Genomic DNA, 17777 nt, shown 5'->3' with positions numbered 1-17777 from the left:
AAGCGTCCGACTGCCGCTCAGGGCAGTCGGAGAGGCTCAACCTACAAGGCCGCGTCGATCTTTTTGGCTGCGTCTTCGCTCACCCATGCATGCCAGACTTCAGGATGTTCCTTGAGGAAGATTTTCGCCAGTTTTGGTGACTCGATCCGCTCTTTGGCCATACGCCCGAGATTCTGGTTGAGCAGGTCGATTGGCAGGTTGACCTTTTCCAGCACAGCCACCAGTTCCGGGGCTTGCTCGTGGAAGGTCTTGGACAGGCCGACCTTGATGGTCACGCGCTTGTCCACGCCTGGCTTCTCTTCGAGTTTAACCAGGTCCACCTGGCCCATCAGCGGGGTTGGCGACCAGTAGTAGAACAGGATCGGCTCGCCACGCTTGTAGCTCGACAGCACCGCGGCATCCAGCGCCGGACCGGTGCCCGGACGGAAGTTGGTGTAGGTGCTTTCCAGACCGTAGCTTTTCAGCATTTCGCTGTTGTCCAGCTCACAGGTCCAGCCGGCCGGGCAGTTGTAGAAACGGCCCTTGGATGGCTCTTCCTGATCCTTGAACACGGCGGCGTATTTGGCCAGGTCGGCGATGTTTTTCAGGTCCGGCGCCTTGGGTTCCAGCTTGCGCTTGGCGTCGCCTTCGATCACGTAACGCGGCACGTACCAACCTTCGACCGCACCCACCACCGGAGCACCGACACCGACCACCTTGCCGGCCTTCTCGGCCTTGTTCCAGACCTCGCTGCGCCCGACCCACTCTTCGGCGAACACTTGAATGTCGTTGCTGCTCAGGGCGTTTTCCATGGTGATGGAGTTCCCTGGCAGGCTGTCGACCTTGCAGTCGTAACCTTTCTCCAGCACGACCTGCATCACGTCGGTCAACAGCATGCCGCTTTCCCAGTTCAGGCCGGCGAATTTCACCGGTTTGCCCGACTCGCACCAACCGGCTGCCTGAGTAGCGCCGGCACTGGCCAGCAGGCCCATGGAAAGCAATGTGGTCAGCAGGGTCTGATTCGATTTCATTGTGTGACGCTCCTAATCATGAATTGGCTTACGGCAGTCAAGAGGCATCCAGCCCTGTCCACGTCCAATCAGGCCTGCGCCGCAGCGCGACCGGCCCCGCTTTTTTTAGGTTGTACAACGCTGTCCTGCTCGACCGGCAGAATCAGTTGATTGGGTACGGCGCCATGCCATTTTTTTGCGCACACGTAATACAGGGCTGCGGGAAGCACCAGACCGATGATCCAGGAAATATCCACACCACCCAGGGCGTCTACCAGCGGACCGGTATAGAACTTGGTGGAGATGAACGGCAGTTGCACCAATACACCGAAGACATAGACGCTGATACCGAGGGGGTTCCAACGGCCGTAGCGACCGTTCGGATCGGCCAACGCCGGCACGTCATAGCGCTCGCGGGTGATGCAGTAGTAGTCCACCAGGTTGATCGCGCTCCATGGCGTAAAGAACGCCAGCAAGAACAGGATGAACGACTTGAACGCACCGAGGAACGAGTGCTGACCGAGCAGCGCGATCAGGGTCGCAGTACCGACGATGACCAGCACGAAGACCAGACGCTGCAAGCGCGTGACCTGCAGGTGACCACGGAAACCGCTGATGATGGTCGCGATGCACATGAAGCTGCCGTAGGAATTCAGCGTGGAGATGGTGACCTTGCCGAACGCGATGCTGAAGTACAGCAGCGCAGCGGTGGCACCGGTACCGCCCAAACCAACGATGTAGGCTACTTCGTGGCCGGCGAATTGCCCATTGGCCGTGGCGGCGGCAAACACGCCGAGGATCATCGCCACCTGTGCGCCAATGACCGAACCCGCGCCAGCGGCGAAAAAGGTTTTCACCGAGGACGTCTTGCTCGGCAGGTAGCGTGAATAGTCAGCCACATAAGGACCGAAGGCGATCTGCCAGGACGCCGCAAGCGACACCGCCAGCAGGAAGCTGCTCCAGCTGAAGTGGCGGATTTGCAGGAGTGCGCCAACGTCGGTCTGGCTCATCAGACGGCTGAACAGGTAAACGAAGGCGATCACACCAATGACACTGGCAACACGGCCAATCCAATGGATCACCCGATAACCGAGCACCGTGACCAGCACGATGACACTGGCGAAAATCAGGATGCCGACGCTGTCGCTGACGCCAAACAACTGGCCCAGCGCCTGACCGGAAAGCACGGTTCCCGTTGCCGTGAAGCCGAGGTACATCAAACAGACCAGCACGATCGGGATGGCCGCGCCATAAACCCCGAACTGTACCCGGCTGGAGATCATCTGCGGCAGGCCAAGCTTAGGCCCTTGCGCTGCGTGCAACGCCATCACCCCACCGCCCAGCAGTTGACCGATCAACAGACCGATCAACGACCAGAACACATCACCACCGAGCACCACCGCCAGCGCACCCGTCACAATCGCGGTGATTTGCAGGTTGGCACCCAGCCACAGGGTGAATTGGCTTAACAGACGACCGTGTCTTTCCGCTTCCGGGATGTAGTCGATCGAGCGTGTCTCGATCAACGGTTTACTGCCTGCACGATCGTCATTAACAGCCATTGTTCAACCTCTGTGGATTGTTATTAGGGGTTCAACGTGGAAACCGCTTTATGTGGGAGCGGGCTTGCTCGCGAAAGCGGTGGGTCAGCCAGCACAGATGTTGAATGTGCCGGCCTCTTCGCGAGCAAGCCCGCTCCCACATAAAGCAGCTCCACAGGTACTGCGTTATTTGCCGGTGATCATCGGCAGGTTCAGCCCTTGTTCCTTGGCGCAGTCGATCGCGATCTGGTAACCCGCATCGGCGTGACGCATGACACCGGTAGCCGGATCGTTGTGCAGTACGCGAGCGATACGCTCGGCCGCTTCGTCAGTACCGTCGCAGACAATCACCATGCCCGAGTGCTGGGAGAAGCCCATGCCGACGCCGCCGCCGTGGTGCAGGGAAACCCAGGTCGCGCCGCTCGCGGTGTTGAGCAGCGCGTTGAGCAGTGGCCAGTCGGACACGGCATCGGAACCGTCCTGCATCGATTCGGTTTCGCGGTTTGGGCTGGCGACAGAACCGGAGTCCAGGTGGTCGCGACCAATCACGATTGGCGCGGACAATTCACCGCTACGAACCATTTCGTTGAACGCCAGACCGAGCTTGGCGCGCAGGCCCAGGCCAACCCAGCAGATACGTGCCGGCAGACCCTGGAAGCTGATGCGCTCGCGCGCCATGTCCAGCCAGTTGTGCAGATGGGCGTCGTCCGGGATCAGTTCTTTTACTTTGGCGTCGGTTTTGTAGATGTCCTGCGGATCGCCCGACAGTGCAGCCCAACGGAATGGACCGATGCCGCGGCAGAACAGCGGACGGATGTAAGCCGGTACGAAGCCTGGGAAGTCGAATGCGTTTTCCACGCCTTCTTCTTGCGCCATCTGACGGATGTTGTTGCCGTAGTCGAAGGTCGGAATACCCATTTTCTGGAAGTCGAGCATCGCTTTAACGTGCACGGCCATCGATTGCTTGGCGGCTTTGACCACGGCAGCAGGCTCGGTCTTGGCGCGAGCGCGGTACTCGTCCCAGGTCCAGCCGGCTGGCAGGTAACCGTTGAGCGGGTCGTGGGCGCTGGTCTGGTCGGTAACCATGTCCGGGCGCACGCCGCGCTTGACCAGTTCTGGAAGGATTTCAGCCGCGTTGCCGAGCAGCGCGATGGAAATCGCTTTGCCTTCCTTGGTGTATTTAGCGATGCGCGCCAGCGCGTCGTCGAGGTCAGTTGCTTGCTCATCGACATAACGGCTGTTCAAACGGAAATCGATACTGACTTGTTGGCATTCGATGTTCAGCGAGCAAGCGCCGGCCAGGGTGGCGGCCAGTGGCTGAGCGCCGCCCATGCCACCGAGGCCTGCGGTCAGGACCCAACGACCTTTCAGGTCATCGTTGTAGTGTTGGCGACCGGCTTCGACGAAGGTTTCGTAGGTGCCTTGAACGATGCCCTGGCTGCCGATGTAGATCCAGCTGCCGGCGGTCATCTGGCCGTACATGGCCAGGCCTTTGGCGTCGAGTTCGTTGAAGTGTTCCCAGCTCGCCCAGTGTGGCACCAGGTTGGAGTTGGCGATCAGTACGCGCGGGGCGTTGCTGTGTGTCTTGAACACGCCGACCGGCTTGCCGGATTGCACCAGCAGGGTCTCGTCGTCGTTCAGGTTGGTCAGGCTTTCGACGATCTTGTCGTAGCATTCCCAGTTACGCGCCGCACGACCGATACCACCGTAAACCACCAGTTCTTTAGGGTTCTCGGCGACTTCCGGGTCGAGGTTGTTCATCAACATGCGCAGCGGCGCTTCGGTCAGCCAGCTCTTGGCGGTCAGCTTGTTGCCACGGGCAGCGCGGATTTCGACATTGCGGTATTTAGTAGGTTTCTGGGTATTGTCAGTCACGAAAAAGACTCCTCAGCGATCAATCCAAACCAACCCTGACGGTGGGTAAGCCAGCTTGTGCGCATCGTTGCGCCACAAGCGAATCAGTGGACGCTGCGGAGAGTCTCAGTCGACTCATACGCATACGTCTTTACTTGTACATACAAGCATATGCAATCAAGCGGCCAACTTGCTGGAAGGCTGTTCAAGAAAAGTTTTGAAAGGGCTGGAAAGCGCATGGATCAAGGGTTTTGGCAAAGATGAAATTTTTCGGGGGGATTTTGCGAGAGGGATTACAGCTGTTACTTGAGCGGGGGTTTGCGCCACGCTGGGGCGTTCGGTAACAAGTTGGTGCGCATTTGGGAACGGATTTGCTCGGTGAAAAAGCTTCGCGGGCAAGCCTCGCTCCAGGTTTTGCGTCGATCACCAATAGTTGGATCGACATCAATCCTGTAGGAGCGAGGCTTGCCCGCGAAAGGGATTTTGAATCAGCGTGTGATCAGCTCAATCACACAGCACGAGCCGTTAATGGAGACTTCCAAAAGCCCGGTATTACCGTCAAGTTGCAGGCAATCATGGCGGCCAAGATGTGAGGCGCTGTTACCGACCTTCACTTCAAGCTCGTCGGTGACACTGAACACGAGCACAGTGCCCGCCGAGGTGAAAAACCGCTGCTCGCCGTCCAGCCACTGCAACCGCGCGTTGTAACGCTGCGGCGCATAAATCAGGTTGAAATCGCGGATCGGCCCGCCGAGCAATGTGCAGGACACCTGGCTCTCGCCACTAAAGGCAAATGGATCGAGCGGTAACAATGAACGCGTGATCTGACCATCAACCGATAAGGTCATACCGTCGCCTTGCAGCACGGTGATGATCCGCTCGTAACCGGCGAACATTGAAAAGCCGCCCGACTCACCAATATCGGCAATCGACAGGCGCCAGCCGAAACCGTCGAGGCCTGTACCTGCATCACGGGTGATTTCTTCAGTGCTGCCGCCGCCGTTTTTCCACGGCATGCGCGGGTAATCTTTTGCGCGTAGAACCTTTACTTGACTCATTTATGAAAGCGTCCTTCCAGACGATGACGGGAACCAGGGTGGATCAAACGGGCGGCGGTCACCGGCTGACGACCGGACCAGGTGCGGCGACGAATCAGCAGGCACGGCTCGCCTTTCTCAATCTGCAGCAACTTGCATTCGCTGGCCTCGGCCAGAATCGCCTCGACCACATGCTCGCCTTCAGTCAGCGGCGCGACCTGGTTCAGATAGGCGTATGGCGTTTGCAGGGTGAAGTCCTGCTTGAGGTAGTCCGGCGCCACCAGCGCGTTGACGAAACGGTCTTCGATTTGTACCGGGATATCGTTTTCGAAATGCACGATCAGCGAGTGGAAAACTTTCTGGCCTTCGCGCATGTCCAGCGCCAAGGCGCGCTCGGAACCGGCGGCCTCTTCTTCGAGGGTGATGACCTTGCAGGTATGACGATGGCCACGGGAGGCGATTTCGTCGGCGATGTTGTGCACTTCAAACAGCGCGGACTGACTTTTCGGCTCGGCGACAAAAGTCCCGACACCTTGCATGCGCACCAACAGACCGTCGGCGGTCATCTCGCGCAGGGCACGGTTGATAGTCATGCGGCTGAAACCCAGTTGGTTGACCAGCTCGCTTTCCGACGGAACGCGGTAGTGCGGCGGCCAGTTTCCACTGTCGATTTGCTGGGTGATCATCTGTTTGACGCGGGCGTACAAGGGCGCCGGACTGTCGCCCATGTGTGCGGCCAACGGTGACACTGGGGGCGGAGTCGGCACGGTTAATCCTTGTTCGTTGAAAAGAGATTGCTAGCTTGCCGGAGTTTACCGAGCAGGCAAACGTCTGTATATGTATATACAAATAACACACGATGGGGTGCTGAACCATGTCCGCCTTCTTTGCCGAACGCGCGCTGCTGCCTAGTGGATGGGCCAATAATGTACGTCTTGAGGTCAGCGCCGATGGCGTGTTGACCCATATCCAGGCCGATTCCCACGCAGATGGCGCCGAACGGCTGAGCGGTCCGCTGCTGCCGGGCATGCCGAATCTGCACTCCCACGCCTTCCAGCGGGCCATGGCCGGGCTGGCGGAAGTGGCAGGTAATCCGAACGACAGTTTCTGGACCTGGCGCGATTTGATGTATCGCCTCGTCGGAAAAATCAGCCCGGAGCAGCTCGGCGTCATCGCTCGTCAGCTGTACATCGAAATGCTCAAGGCCGGTTTCACCTCGGTCGCAGAATTTCACTACGTACACCACGACACCAACGGTCAGCCGTACGCCGACCCGGCCGAACTGGCGCTGCGCATCAGCCAGGCCGCCAGTTCCGCCGGGATCGGCCTGACCCTGCTGCCGGTGCTCTACAGCCATTCCGGTTTCGGTGGCCAGACCCCGAACGAAGGCCAGCGCCGCTTTATCAACAGCACCGAAAACTACCTCAAGCTTCAGTCGCGCTTGCAGCCGATCCTGGCGCAGCAACCGGCGCAGTCGCTGGGTTTGTGTTTCCACTCGTTGCGTGCGGTAACACCGCAGCAAATCAGCGAAGTGCTGGCCGCCAGCGACAAGCAGTGCCCAATACACATTCACATTGCCGAACAGCAGAAGGAAGTCGATGACTGCCTGAGCTGGAGCGGCCGTCGCCCGCTGCAATGGCTGTACGAAAACACCGAGGTCGACCAGCGCTGGTGCCTGGTCCACGCGACCCACGCCAACCCGGAAGAAGTCGCGCTGATGGCCAAGAGTCGCGCCATCGCCGGTCTGTGCCTGACCACCGAAGCGAACCTTGGCGACGGAATTTTTCCGGCGGTGGATTTCCTCGCGCAGGGCGGACGCATGGGTATCGGGTCCGACAGCCATGTGTCATTAAGTGTGGTGGAAGAATTGCGTTGGCTGGAGTACGGCCAGCGCCTGCGCGATCAGCGGCGCAATCGCTTGTATGGCGCGGATCAGCCGATGGTTGGCCGCACACTGTATGACGCAGCACTGGATGGCGGCGCTCAGGCGCTGGGCCAGCCGATTGGTGCATTGGAAGTCGGCAAGCGTGCGGACTGGCTGGTGCTGGACGGCAACGATCCGTACTTGGCAACAGCCAGTGGTGACGGGATTCTCAATCGTTGGCTGTTCGCCGGTGGCGATCGCCAGGTGCGGGATGTGCTGGTCAATGGCGAGTGGGTCGTGCGGGACGGGCGGCATGCCGCAGAAGAAGAAAGTAACCGCGCGTTCACCCAAGTCCTGCGCGACCTTCTGAGCTAACTCCCCCACTGATCGTTCCCACGCTCTGCGTGGGAATGCCTCAATGGACGCTCTGCGTCCGCTTTGGGACGCGGAGCGTCCCGGGCTGCATTCCCACGCGGAGCGTGGGAACGATCATTAGCGGAGTAATCAGTTCGAGGTCTTGGCCATCTGCGTATCCGACGCGCGCCAGATCAGCCGCGTGGTGTCGTAGCCCTGCTGACGCGCCTTGCTCAGCAGTTCTTCACGCACTACACCGTTAACCGACGGAGTTCGCGACAGCAGCCACAGATACTTGCGGCTCGGGTCGCCGACGATGGCGGTCTTGTAATCTTCGCTGACGTACAACACCCAGTATTCCCCCTTCGCCACACCCGGCAGCAATCGCGAGAACCAGGTATCGAACTCGACCCACAATTTGTCGGTCTTGCCCGGCACTTGCGGATAAGCCACGCCCTTGGCTTCTTCCCATTGCCAATCCGCCGTCAGGCAGCGGTTCAGCACCAACACGTTGCCGTCAGGCTTGAGCGTGTAATGGGCTTCAGATTGCGCGCAGTTGCGCTGGAAATACATCGGCAGACGGGCCAACTCGTACCAGGTCCCTTGGTACTTCTTAAGATTGACGCTGTTGTCAGTTTTCGGTGCCAACGGATCTACGCCGGAAGTGGCGCAGCCAGCCAAAACCAGGCCGGCTAAAAGGACTATCAGTAACCGTTTCATTGTTTTTCTCCCGTGGGCGCTTAGCCCCGGATTACTTCAGGCCTTGGCCGGAAAACATCAGCACTTGGTCACCGGCGTACTGCACGCTGATAAAACTGTTCTTGTCACCCCAGGTACAACTGGACATGCCGAGCGCGCCCGAGCAGTCGGTGGGTTTGCCCAGCAAGGTTTCTACCTCGGCCTTTGGCATGCCTGACGACAGCTTCGAGTAGTTTTCCTGATTGACCTTGCTGCACGCGGCCAACAACACGCAAAACGAAAGCAGGGCGATAGAACGCAGCGACATTGTGTAGCTCCTGGGGCGAAGGGGAATGGCATGACTGCCAAGCTGAAGCTTAGAAGAGAAAACCCCTGTCTGGTTCCGTGGCTGGCCGGCTATTTGTGGGCCGCTCGTCTGTCTTTCGTGAAATATCAGGAACTTTCGTTGGTTGTTGAGTGTTTCGTCGGTTTTCGTAAAAGCCGCCTAATCTTTGCCGCCGCTCAGTCGACATATAAGCAGCGCAAGCCCACGACTGTGGCAAATTGACGCCCCTTCGCTGACCAGCCCCTCCGCGGTAGTGCATTTAATGACCAGAAACATGAAATTCAGCCACAAGATCCTGCTGGCAGCCGCCCTCGTGGTCGCCGTTGCGTTCGCCTGCTTTATCCTGTTCAACGACTACCGCCAGCGCCAGACATTGCGCAGCAGTACCGAATCATCGATGCAGGAACTCGGCAGCCTGACCACCAGTAACATCCAGACCTGGCTGGAAAGCCGCATCCAGTTGCTGCAATCGTTGTCCCAGCAGATCGCCGTGGACGGCAGCGTCCCGGCCAACCTCAAGCGCGCCATCGACTTGCCGGCCTACACCGGCAACTTCCAGTTGAGCTACTTCGGTGGCACTGACGGCGTGATGTTCTCGGTCCCGGCCGGCAATCGTGCGGCGGATTACGACCCCCGCGCCCGCGGCTGGTACAAGGCGGCCAACAGCGCGCAGCAGACCATCGTCACCGAACCGTATATCGCCGCATCGTCGGGCAAACTGGTGATCACCGTCGCCACGCCGGTCAAACATCAGAATCAAATGATCGGCGTCGCCGGTGCGGACATCGACCTGTCGAGCGTCAGCGCGATCATCAACTCGCTCAACTTCGGCGGTCACGGCCACGCGTTCATCGTCAGCGCCGACGGCAAGATCCTGATCCACCCGGACAGCAAACTGGTGCTCAAGAGTCTCGCCGAGGCCTACCCGAACGGCGCGCCGAAAGTCAGCCCAGGCATGAAAGAAGTCGATCTCGACGGCAAGACCCAGTTCATCTCCTTTACCCACGTCAACGGTGTGCCGTCGGCAGACTGGTACGTGGCGCTGGTGCTGGACAAGGAAACCGCGTTCTCGATGCTCAACGAATTCCGCACTTCGGCGATCATTGCCATGGTCATCGCCGTGGTGATCATCATCGCGCTGCTGGGCATGCTGATCAGCTTCTTGATGCAACCGCTGCTGACCATGGGCCGCGCCATGCATGACATCGCCGAAGGCGAAGGTGACCTGACCAAACGCCTGACCATTCATGGCCAGGACGAGTTCGGTGCGCTGGGCACCTCGTTCAACCGCTTCGTGGAACGTATTCACACGTCGATTCGCGAAGTGTCCTCGGCCACCGGCCAGGTCAACGAAGTGGCGCTGCGTGTGGTGGCGGCCTCTAACTCATCGATGTTCAACTCCGATCAGCAAGCCTCGCGCACCAGCAGCGTCGCTGCAGCGATCAACGAACTGGGCGCCGCCGCCCAGGAAATCGCCCAGAACGCCGCCCTCGCCTCCCAGCACTCGAGCGATGCCCGAGCGTTGGCCGAAGACGGTCAGCAAGTGGTAGATAAAACCATCGCAGCGATGCAACAGCTCTCGGCGAAGATCAGCGATTCGTGCGGCAACATCGAAACGCTCAACAGCAACACCGTGAACATCGGGCAGATTCTGGAAGTGATCACCAGCATCTCGCAACAGACCAATTTGCTGGCATTGAACGCAGCGATCGAAGCAGCGCGTGCCGGTGAAGCCGGCCGTGGTTTTGCCGTGGTCGCGGACGAAGTGCGCAACCTCGCCCACCGCACTCAGGATTCGGCGCAGCAAGTGCAGAAGATGATCGAGGAACTGCAAGTCGGCGCCCGTGAAGCGGTGAGCACCATGACCGACAGCCAGCGCCAGAGCGAAAGCAGCGTCGGCATCGCCAACCAGGCAGGCGAACGCCTGGGCAGCGTAACCCAGCGCATTGGTGAGATCGACGGGATGAACCAGTCCGTGGCGACAGCGACTGAAGAGCAGACCGCTGTGGTGGAGTCGATCAACGTCGACATTACCGAGATCAACACGCTGAACCAGGAAGGTGTGGAGAACTTGCAGTCGACCTTGCGTGCGTGTGCGGATCTTGAGCAGCAGGCGGCGCGGTTGAAGCAGTTGGTGGGCAGCTTCAGAATCTAAGGCGCTCTCACTGGCCCTTTCGCGGGCAAGCCTCGCTCCTACAGGATTGGTGCAGCATTGAGACTGTGCATAACCTGTAGGAGCGAGGCTTGCCCGCGAAGGCGGCGTCTGCAACAACGAAGAGTTAGAACCGAGACCCAGGCCCGCTCAGAAACTCCATTTCCTCAGCTGTCGACTCCCTTCCCAACACCGCATTCCTGTGCGGAAACCGTCCAAACCGCGCAATCACCCGCTGATGCTTCTCGGCATAACTTAGGTAATCGGTAAACAGCTTCTGATCCGCCTCCGGCTGCTGCGCAACCAGATCGATATAGCGGGAAATCGCCTCGTTCTGCATCGCCAGATTCTCGCAGTGCTCAAACACCAAGTAGATAAACACCCGCTGGATCGGCCGCAACTGCCGATCGAAATCCGCAGCAATGCCTTGCGCCACCAGTGCCTGAGCCCTGAGATCGCCTGAAAAGGATTTTGGAGAGTCGCGATAGATCATTCGCGGGAGTTGATCGAGTAGCAGCACCAGGGCCAGCCAACCGTCGGGGCGTTGCGCCCAGTCGGTCAATCCGCCGGCCAGTGCCTGCTCGACCCAGTCCCCGAAACGCGTCTGCGCTTCGAGGTCCTGGCTGTCGCGCTTGCCGAACCATAACTTGCCCTTGTCAGCCGCTATTTCGTTGGGGGATTCGAGCGTTCCGAACCACCATTCGAGCAACGGCTGCCAGGGCGCGGTCATGGTTTATTCCTTGTGGTAAGCCGTGACGCGTGCGACTTCTTCTTTCGAGCCGAGGTACACCGCTACGCGTTGGTGCAGGCCTTCAGGCTGAATGTCGAGGATGCGCTGGTGACCGTCGGTGGAGGCGCCGCCGGCCTGCTCAACCAGGAACGACATCGGGTTGGCTTCGTACATCAGACGCAGCTTGCCCGGCTTCGACGGCTCGCGGCTGTCGCGTGGGTACATGAACAGACCACCACGGGTCAGGATGCGGTGCACGTCCGCGACCATCGCCGCGACCCAACGCATGTTGTAGTTCTTTTTCAGCGGGCCTTCATCGCCCGCCAGCAATTCGCCGACATAGCGTTGTACCGGTGCTTCCCAGTGACGCTGGTTGGACGCGTTGATCGCGAATTCCTGAGTGGACTCCGGGATCGTGATGTCTTCATGGGTCAGTACGAAGCTGCCCATTTCACGGTCCAGCGTAAAGCCTTTCACGCCATCACCCAGGGTCAGCACCAGCATGGTCTGCGGGCCGTAGATCGCATAACCGGCAGCGACCTGCTGGGTGCCTGGCTGCAAGAAGGCCTTTTCGTTCAAGGCTTCGTTCTGGCTCAGGTATTCGCTCGGGCAACGCAGCACCGAGAAGATCGTGCCGACCGGTGCGTTGATGTCGATGTTCGACGAGCCGTCCAGCGGGTCGAATACCAGCAGGTACGCGCCTTTCGGGTATTTGCCCGGGATCTGGTAGGCATTGTCCATTTCTTCGGACGCCATGCCGGCCAGGTGACCGCCCCATTCGTTGGCTTCGAGCAGGATCTCGTTTGAGATCACGTCGAGTTTCTTCTGCACTTCGCCTTGGACGTTTTCAGTGCCCATGCTGCCCAGAACGCCACCCAGGGCGCCTTTGGACACGGCGTGGCTGATTTCCTTGCAAGCACGCGCCACCACTTCGATCAGGAAACGCAGATCGGCAGGGGTGTTGTTGCTACGGGTCTGCTCAATCAAATAGCGACTCAGGGTAACGCGAGACATGGAAGGCTCCGGTGGAATGGGGGGCTAAAAACCCGCGCAGTTTAACGCGAGTCGAGGCGCATTTCCTCCTATCAGACGTGATACGCCCAAGAGAGTTCATGCACCGGGTTGAGCGTAGTTCGAAACGGACATTTTTACCGACCGAAGAACCGCATTCGCGAGCAAGTTCGCTCCCACAGGTTTGCGCATTCCACTGTAGGAGCGAGGCTTGCCCGCGAATGGCGCGCAGCGCCAGCCATTCTCAGGATTTGACCGGCGGTTTACGCAGCAAGCTGAACGCCATCGCCGCCAGGAATAAAACGCTCAACAACAACACCGCCCACAACCCGAACTTCTTCCAGTTCGCGTCCGTTGCCGCTGCTGCGGTCACCGTGGATGTGCTGCTCACCACCGCCGCACCTTCCACCGAAGCCTTGCCCAGCGCCGCCCACTTCGCCGCGCTGTAATCCGGAATCAGCGTCGACAACGACAGGTTCGCCGCCTTCACCGTCGCACTCCCGAGCGCCAGCGTATAAGGCCCCGCCCCGCGCGCCAGGAACACCAATTGCGTCGAGCGCACGGCAAACTTCACCGTCGGCGCTTCAGCGCCCAAGCCACCGCCGCGCTCATCCACGACAAGCTTCAACTGCTGCACGGTCTGCCCCGACAGCTGCAATTCGTTTTGCACCACGTCCTGGCCACTCTGGGTCAGGCGATAGAGCAAACCGCTGGTCAGCGGCTGCCACGGCAGACTGCTTTCGCGACGACCGGACAACGTCACCGGCGCCAGGCTGTTGGGCTGACTCAGCTCAATCTGCACCCGTTCGACATTCAGCCCCATCGGCAACTGCCACGTGTACTCCCCCGCCTTCACGCTGTTGCCCGCCAGCGGTTGCGACCAGACCAACGGCAGCGGCAGGCTGCGGGGGCTCGCGCTTTGCAACTGCGCGGACGTCAGCGCCGGCGCCGATTGCGGTGAATTCCACAGCAAACGCAGGTAACGCGCCGATTGCCCGGGCAAGCCAACTTCATGCTGCTCGACCCGCTCGTCAGCAAACGTAAGCCGCGCCACCTGCCCTTCGCCCCACGACTGCCAATGCTGTAAGTCGTCGCTGGCCTCGATGGTGAAACGCTGAAAGCCATCGCGCTCGCTGGTCCAGTCAAGGATCAACTGCTGCAACGGCGCCTTGATGCCGCTGGCGTCGAGCAACCAGCCGCGCAGCACTTCTTCACCCGCCTCCAGCTGACTGGAAGGCTGCACTTCGACCAACGTGCCGTTCGCGCTCGATTGCACGCGTATGCCCGGCACGCGTTCCGTGGCGTCCGCCGAGGTGTACAGCGGGAACCATTTCACATCGGTCAACGTTCGATTTTCACGGGTTGACGCTGCTTCGCGAGCCAAGGCGTAGGCCTGCGCTTCGCCGACAGCGTTGAAGACCCGAACATCGCTGAGATCCGTTTGCCGCGCATTCAGTTGCACGGCCAAGGGCAATTCGAGACGATACCAAGGTCCCTCGCCGCTCAGCGACAACGGCACCTGTGTGGCGAAGTCCGCCGGTTTTTCCTGAGCGCTGGCGGACAGCGCCACACCCAGCGCAACAGCGCCCAACCAGCCCAGGTTCAGCTTCTGACTCAAGACGACACTCCTTCGGTTTCTGGGGCCGGCCTATCAGCATCCGGCGCAGCCTCGGCACGCTTGGGTGGCAGCGGAGCGAAATAGCCCACCACCAGCAGCAACACGCCGACGCCGATAAACGACACGATCCGCGCAAGTCCGCCGCGGTTACTCAATTCGACAAAGAACAGTTTTGCCACCACCACGCCGATCAGCGCGGCACCGATCAGCCACACTTCGCGGCGATGGCGCAGATGGCCGCCGATCATCAGACTCAGCGCCATCAACGTCCAGACGATGGACAGACCGGCCTGCACCAGCATCGACTCAAGCAACGCATCCATCTCGAACGGCACACCGCCCCAATGGTGCGCGGTGCGCATCACCAACGCAGTGAAGAAAACAAACAGCGAACCCCCGGCGATCAGTTGGGTGGCGTGATCCACGTAGTCCTTGCGAATCGTCAGTTGCGCCACGGCGCTGCGGGACCAGACGTAGACGCCGAACAGCGCAAACAGCAGGCCCAGTTCCAACGGATTGATCAGCGGAACATACGGCAGAGGCTCGGCCGTGCCGTCGCTGACTATATTCGCCAGCCAGAACCAGCCGAGCATCAGCACTGCCAACGGAGCCGCCGCGTAGAAGCGGTATTCGCGAGGATAGGCCGCCACTGGCCAAGGCCAATTGCGCGGCACCGCCATAAGCACCAGATACAGGCTCGGCAGGATCGCCCAACCCAGCCAGCGCCAGGCGTTGTACTGCTCGGACAACAGCAGCAAACCGTAACGCAGCTCCAGCGCCAGCACGCCGATCAACAGCCAGCAGCCGAGCACATGGGCGGTGCTCAGGGCGCGTGCCGGCAACATCGGCGCCAAGCGGCGCAGGGAGATGAAGTGCACGACGACCACCGCCGTCCACACCAGCCAGCCGAAGTTGGCCGCAGGATGATAACGCGAGTGCCACGCAGCCAGCAGTACCAGACCGGCAGCAGGAATCAGCAATGTGCAGAGCAGGCCCAGCGCTGACCATTTCAAACGCAACGCCAACACCGTCCACAGCGCCACGCTCACCGCGGCAACAGCCAGCAGCAAGGTCGCTTGCAGATTCAGCGGTGCAAAGCGCAACACTTCGCTGATCCACGCCACCGCCCACCAACCCGCGCCCCACACCAGCAACACTTCGGACAAACGCTTCAAGCTCAGCACATCGAACGCCGAGGCATGGTTGCCAAGCTGCAAGCGCCACGCCCCGACCATGGCGGCCAGGCCCAATACCAGCGGTGTCCAGAAGCCGCTATGGGCCAGCGGTTTCAAACCTTCGCTGGCCAGCGGCCCGAGCAGGTCCGGCCCGGCGAACAGGAATGCCGCGCCGCCAATCACCTGCAACAGCAGGCCGAAGACAAAACTCACACGCTGCTTGAGGTACAGACTGAGCCAAATGATAAACAGGCCACTGGCCGCCCACACCGCACTCGCGGTTTGCCATGGCAGCACGAACAGCACCGCCAGATTGATCAGCACCAGTCCGGCCAGCAACACCACCGACAAGCCGCGCAGCAGTCGAATGTCGTTGCGCACCATCTCATCGCGAGCAGCGAGCAACATGCCGGCGATCAACGCCAGGCCAATTAACGACGCGCTGAGCAAACCGCTCCAGCCCGCGCTGAACACGGCAGCCGATTCACCACTGGAACCTTGCAAGCGCAGCAGGAACAACGCACCACCGAGCAACTGCACGGCGAACGCGGTGAACAGGAACGTGCGCGATTGCAGACGCAGGCCGACAAACAACGTCGCCAACCCCGCCAGCGCCCAACTGATCGCGGTGCCGTGAGTCAGGAAGAACAACGGAGCCAGCAGATAGAGGAAGATCAGGCCGAGGCAGGCCAATACCGGCAGCCCTTTGCGTTCCCATGCCGATGTTTGTTCGGGCAAAGCTTTGCGCAATTGATAGAAGCTGAACAACAAGGCTGCGCCGAGCATCAACGCGCCCAGTGGAGCGCCGTCGAGCAAACTGCCGTCGCCGATCCGCAATTCGCTGACAAACGCCAGCGCCGAGCCCAGTTGCAGCAGCAAGGCAAACGCGCGAGCCAGCGGTCGTTGCTGACGCAGGCCAAGCCAGAAAATACCAGCGCCTTCGACGGCCCAAGCGGCAGCCGTCCAGCGAGCATCGAGCCCCAACGGAATCGCGAGGCTGGCGAAGATTACGCCCAGCGCCAGGCAGGTTTCCGCGAGCAGCAATGCACGGCCGCCCATCAGCAACCGGGCCAGTCCCATGTAGATCATGCCCAACGCCAATGCGCTGAACGCCGCGGCAAACTCCAGGTGTTGGACCAACGCAAACTGCAAACCGAAACCCACCAGCGGCGGGCCGAACAGCATCGTGCCGTCGACGTAATCACCCTTACGCGCGGACCAGCGCAGCAGTGCCTCGCGACTGCCGTCCTCGGGGGCGTCGCTCATCTCCAGCAGCTTGCGTCGGGCGAACAGCAGGCCGATGGCCAGGTACATCAGGAAGAACAGGATCAGGAAGGGCTCGGTGCTCCACAGCAATTCAGGTGTGTAGGAGCGCAGGCCCCAGGCGAAACCGATGCCGAAGGTGCCGACGAAACCGATCAGGTTCAGCAGTCGCCAGGCCTTGAACCAGGCGATGGCGAGGATGCCGGCGTTGAGCAAGGCGAAATAACTGAACAGCGCGACGTGGTTGCCGGCGCCGGTCGAAGTCAGGATCGGTGCGGCGAAACCGCCGAGTGCCGCGGCAACCGCCAGGCCCAACGCATCCTGAGTGATGGCGAGAATCGCCGAGAACACTGTCACCGCGACCAGCAGACCCAGCGCGGCTGTAGGATCGAGCAATGGATGCAGGCGCATCGCGGCAAACACCGTCAGGTACAACACGGCAATCCCGGTGCCTTGCAGCATCAGCGCGTAATTGCTGTTGCGTGTTCTGAGCCACCAACCCAGACCAAGCAAGCCCAATGCAGCCGCCGCAACCCCGGCGTAACGCAGTTCGATCGGCACCACCATGCCTTCGGTGGCATAACGCAGCAGGAACGCCAGACCGAGGAACAACAGCACCACGCCGACCCGCAGCACGGTGTTGCCACCGAACAGCCAGTTGCGCGCGCCACTGATGGCCCGCTCGATGAAATTCGGGCCGCGAGGGATCGCAGGTTGTTGCGGTTCGCGGGCGACCGGTTCGGGTGTCCAGACATCGTCGGGCAGCGGACGGCTGGGTTGCGACGCCGTTGCGGCCATCGGTTCGAGTTCGGGTGGGAGCTCCCAGATCATCTCCGGGGATTCGAGAGGAATTTCATCGAGTGTGAATTCTGGAGACGGGGCGGCTTCGCTGGCAATCGGTTCGCTGATTTGCGGCGCTGTGGCGCCAGACACCTCCAGCAATGCCAGGCGTTGCTGCACCCCATTCAGCGCAACCTGCGCCTGCTCCAGCAGGCGGCGCTGCTCGGCCGCTTCTGAATCCAGGCGGCCGAGGCGAATGGCCTGGCCAATAACCAGCCCGAGCAACGCGCCCAACAGCGCATCGCTGAACGACTCATCGAGTGTCCAGCCCAGCACCAGCCCAATCAGCATGAACATCCATTGCATGGTCGATATCCCTAAGCAG

14 protein-coding genes and 1 pseudogene are annotated in these 17777 nt (G+C 60.4%); 4 read left to right on the top strand and 11 right to left on the bottom strand.

Features of this window, described 5'->3' with window-relative positions:
* Positions 1 to 41: 41 nt before the first annotated feature.
* From ACYZTM_RS17185 to hutC, 5 genes are all read right to left on the bottom strand, one after another.
* A complete protein-coding gene (locus ACYZTM_RS17185; protein ID WP_461983637.1) occupies positions 42 to 1010 on the bottom strand; it encodes an ABC transporter substrate-binding protein in 969 nt (322 codons plus the stop codon).
* Between the two features lie 68 nt (positions 1011 to 1078).
* On the bottom strand, positions 1079 to 2551 hold the full coding sequence (locus ACYZTM_RS17180) for a purine-cytosine permease family protein (protein WP_461983635.1): 1473 nt from the start codon (positions 2549 to 2551) through the stop codon (positions 1079 to 1081).
* A gap of 165 nt (positions 2552 to 2716) precedes the next feature.
* On the bottom strand, positions 2717 to 4405 hold the full coding sequence (gene hutU / locus ACYZTM_RS17175; RefSeq protein WP_461983633.1) for a urocanate hydratase: 1689 nt from the start codon (positions 4403 to 4405) through the stop codon (positions 2717 to 2719).
* Between the two features lie 467 nt (positions 4406 to 4872).
* Complete coding sequence (locus ACYZTM_RS17170) at positions 4873 to 5442, bottom strand: HutD/Ves family protein (protein ID WP_461983631.1); 570 nt, start codon at positions 5440 to 5442, stop codon at positions 4873 to 4875.
* Positions 5439 to 6149 (bottom strand): histidine utilization repressor, encoded by a 711-nt coding sequence (gene hutC / locus ACYZTM_RS17165; RefSeq protein WP_177326944.1) that lies wholly within the window; start codon positions 6147 to 6149, stop codon positions 5439 to 5441. Before hutC ends, ACYZTM_RS17170 begins: the two co-directional genes overlap by 4 nt.
* Positions 6150 to 6295: 146 nt before the next feature.
* Here hutC and ACYZTM_RS17160 point away from each other — a divergent pair, with 146 nt between their 5' ends.
* Positions 6296 to 7660 (top strand): formimidoylglutamate deiminase, encoded by a 1365-nt coding sequence (locus ACYZTM_RS17160; RefSeq protein WP_461983629.1) that lies wholly within the window; start codon positions 6296 to 6298, stop codon positions 7658 to 7660.
* 129 nt (positions 7661 to 7789) lie between these two features.
* On the opposite strand, the gene ACYZTM_RS17155 is transcribed toward ACYZTM_RS17160, so the two are convergent.
* Together ACYZTM_RS17155 and ACYZTM_RS17150 are read right to left on the bottom strand one after the other, a co-directional pair.
* Positions 7790 to 8359, bottom strand: coding sequence for a lipocalin family protein (locus tag ACYZTM_RS17155; protein ID WP_131061243.1), 570 nt, complete (start codon positions 8357 to 8359; stop codon positions 7790 to 7792).
* A 31-nt stretch (positions 8360 to 8390) separates the two neighbouring features.
* Positions 8391 to 8645 (bottom strand): hypothetical protein, encoded by a 255-nt coding sequence (locus tag ACYZTM_RS17150; protein WP_131061244.1) that lies wholly within the window; start codon positions 8643 to 8645, stop codon positions 8391 to 8393.
* Positions 8646 to 8675: 30 nt separating this feature from the next.
* On the opposite strand from ACYZTM_RS17150, the gene ACYZTM_RS17145 reads away from it, so the two are divergent.
* From ACYZTM_RS17145 to ACYZTM_RS17135, 3 genes and pseudogenes are all read left to right on the top strand, one after another.
* Positions 8676 to 8885: a hypothetical protein gene (locus tag ACYZTM_RS17145; protein WP_131061245.1), complete on the top strand. Its 210-nt coding sequence runs from the start codon at positions 8676 to 8678 to the stop codon at positions 8883 to 8885.
* A 40-nt stretch (positions 8886 to 8925) separates the two neighbouring features.
* Positions 8926 to 9960: pseudogene (locus ACYZTM_RS17140) on the top strand (HAMP domain-containing protein); the annotation flags it as partial.
* 93 nt (positions 9961 to 10053) lie between these two features.
* Positions 10054 to 10818, top strand: a complete 765-nt coding sequence (locus tag ACYZTM_RS17135) for a methyl-accepting chemotaxis protein (RefSeq protein ID WP_370694726.1) — start codon at positions 10054 to 10056, stop codon at positions 10816 to 10818.
* A 124-nt stretch (positions 10819 to 10942) separates the two neighbouring features.
* On the opposite strand, the gene ACYZTM_RS17130 is transcribed toward ACYZTM_RS17135, so the two are convergent.
* The 4 genes from ACYZTM_RS17130 to ACYZTM_RS17115 form a co-directional block, all read right to left on the bottom strand.
* Positions 10943 to 11545, bottom strand: coding sequence for a DUF924 family protein (locus ACYZTM_RS17130; RefSeq protein WP_461983625.1), 603 nt, complete (start codon positions 11543 to 11545; stop codon positions 10943 to 10945).
* A gap of 3 nt (positions 11546 to 11548) precedes the next feature.
* The gene (locus ACYZTM_RS17125) at positions 11549 to 12559 is read right to left on the bottom strand and encodes a class 1 fructose-bisphosphatase (protein ID WP_131061248.1); all 1011 of its coding nucleotides are present in this window, start codon (positions 12557 to 12559) and stop codon (positions 11549 to 11551) included.
* Positions 12560 to 12800: 241 nt separating this feature from the next.
* The gene (locus ACYZTM_RS17120) at positions 12801 to 14174 is read right to left on the bottom strand and encodes a DUF3999 domain-containing protein (RefSeq protein ID WP_131061249.1); all 1374 of its coding nucleotides are present in this window, start codon (positions 14172 to 14174) and stop codon (positions 12801 to 12803) included.
* Positions 14171 to 17758: a DUF2339 domain-containing protein gene (locus ACYZTM_RS17115; protein ID WP_461983622.1), complete on the bottom strand. Its 3588-nt coding sequence runs from the start codon at positions 17756 to 17758 to the stop codon at positions 14171 to 14173. The genes ACYZTM_RS17120 and ACYZTM_RS17115 overlap by 4 nt, the downstream gene beginning before the upstream one ends.
* Between the last annotated feature and the right edge of the window lie 19 nt (positions 17759 to 17777).

Source organism: Pseudomonas sp. MDT2-39-1, from assembly GCF_054898085.1.
This window is presented reverse-complemented; position numbering and strand designations above follow the sequence as displayed.

What these genes read in the sequence shown, in the direction of transcription:
- ACYZTM_RS17130 (WP_461983625.1), bottom strand. Translation starts at nt 11,545, where the DNA reads ATGACCGCGCCCTGGCAGCCGTTGCTCGAATGGTGGTTCGGAACGCTC.
- ACYZTM_RS17135 (WP_370694726.1), top strand. Translation starts at nt 10,054, where the DNA reads ATGTTCAACTCCGATCAGCAAGCCTCGCGCACCAGCAGCGTCGCTGCA.
- ACYZTM_RS17115 (WP_461983622.1), bottom strand. Translation starts at nt 17,758, where the DNA reads ATGCAATGGATGTTCATGCTGATTGGGCTGGTGCTGGGCTGGACACTC.
- ACYZTM_RS17170 (WP_461983631.1), bottom strand. Translation starts at nt 5,442, where the DNA reads ATGAGTCAAGTAAAGGTTCTACGCGCAAAAGATTACCCGCGCATGCCG.
- hutC (WP_177326944.1), bottom strand. Translation starts at nt 6,149, where the DNA reads ATGGGCGACAGTCCGGCGCCCTTGTACGCCCGCGTCAAACAGATGATC.
- ACYZTM_RS17185 (WP_461983637.1), bottom strand. Translation starts at nt 1,010, where the DNA reads ATGAAATCGAATCAGACCCTGCTGACCACATTGCTTTCCATGGGCCTG.
- ACYZTM_RS17155 (WP_131061243.1), bottom strand. Translation starts at nt 8,359, where the DNA reads ATGAAACGGTTACTGATAGTCCTTTTAGCCGGCCTGGTTTTGGCTGGC.
- ACYZTM_RS17150 (WP_131061244.1), bottom strand. Translation starts at nt 8,645, where the DNA reads ATGTCGCTGCGTTCTATCGCCCTGCTTTCGTTTTGCGTGTTGTTGGCC.
- ACYZTM_RS17160 (WP_461983629.1), top strand. Translation starts at nt 6,296, where the DNA reads ATGTCCGCCTTCTTTGCCGAACGCGCGCTGCTGCCTAGTGGATGGGCC.
- ACYZTM_RS17125 (WP_131061248.1), bottom strand. Translation starts at nt 12,559, where the DNA reads ATGTCTCGCGTTACCCTGAGTCGCTATTTGATTGAGCAGACCCGTAGC.
- ACYZTM_RS17145 (WP_131061245.1), top strand. Translation starts at nt 8,676, where the DNA reads ATGACTGCCAAGCTGAAGCTTAGAAGAGAAAACCCCTGTCTGGTTCCG.
- ACYZTM_RS17180 (WP_461983635.1), bottom strand. Translation starts at nt 2,551, where the DNA reads ATGGCTGTTAATGACGATCGTGCAGGCAGTAAACCGTTGATCGAGACA.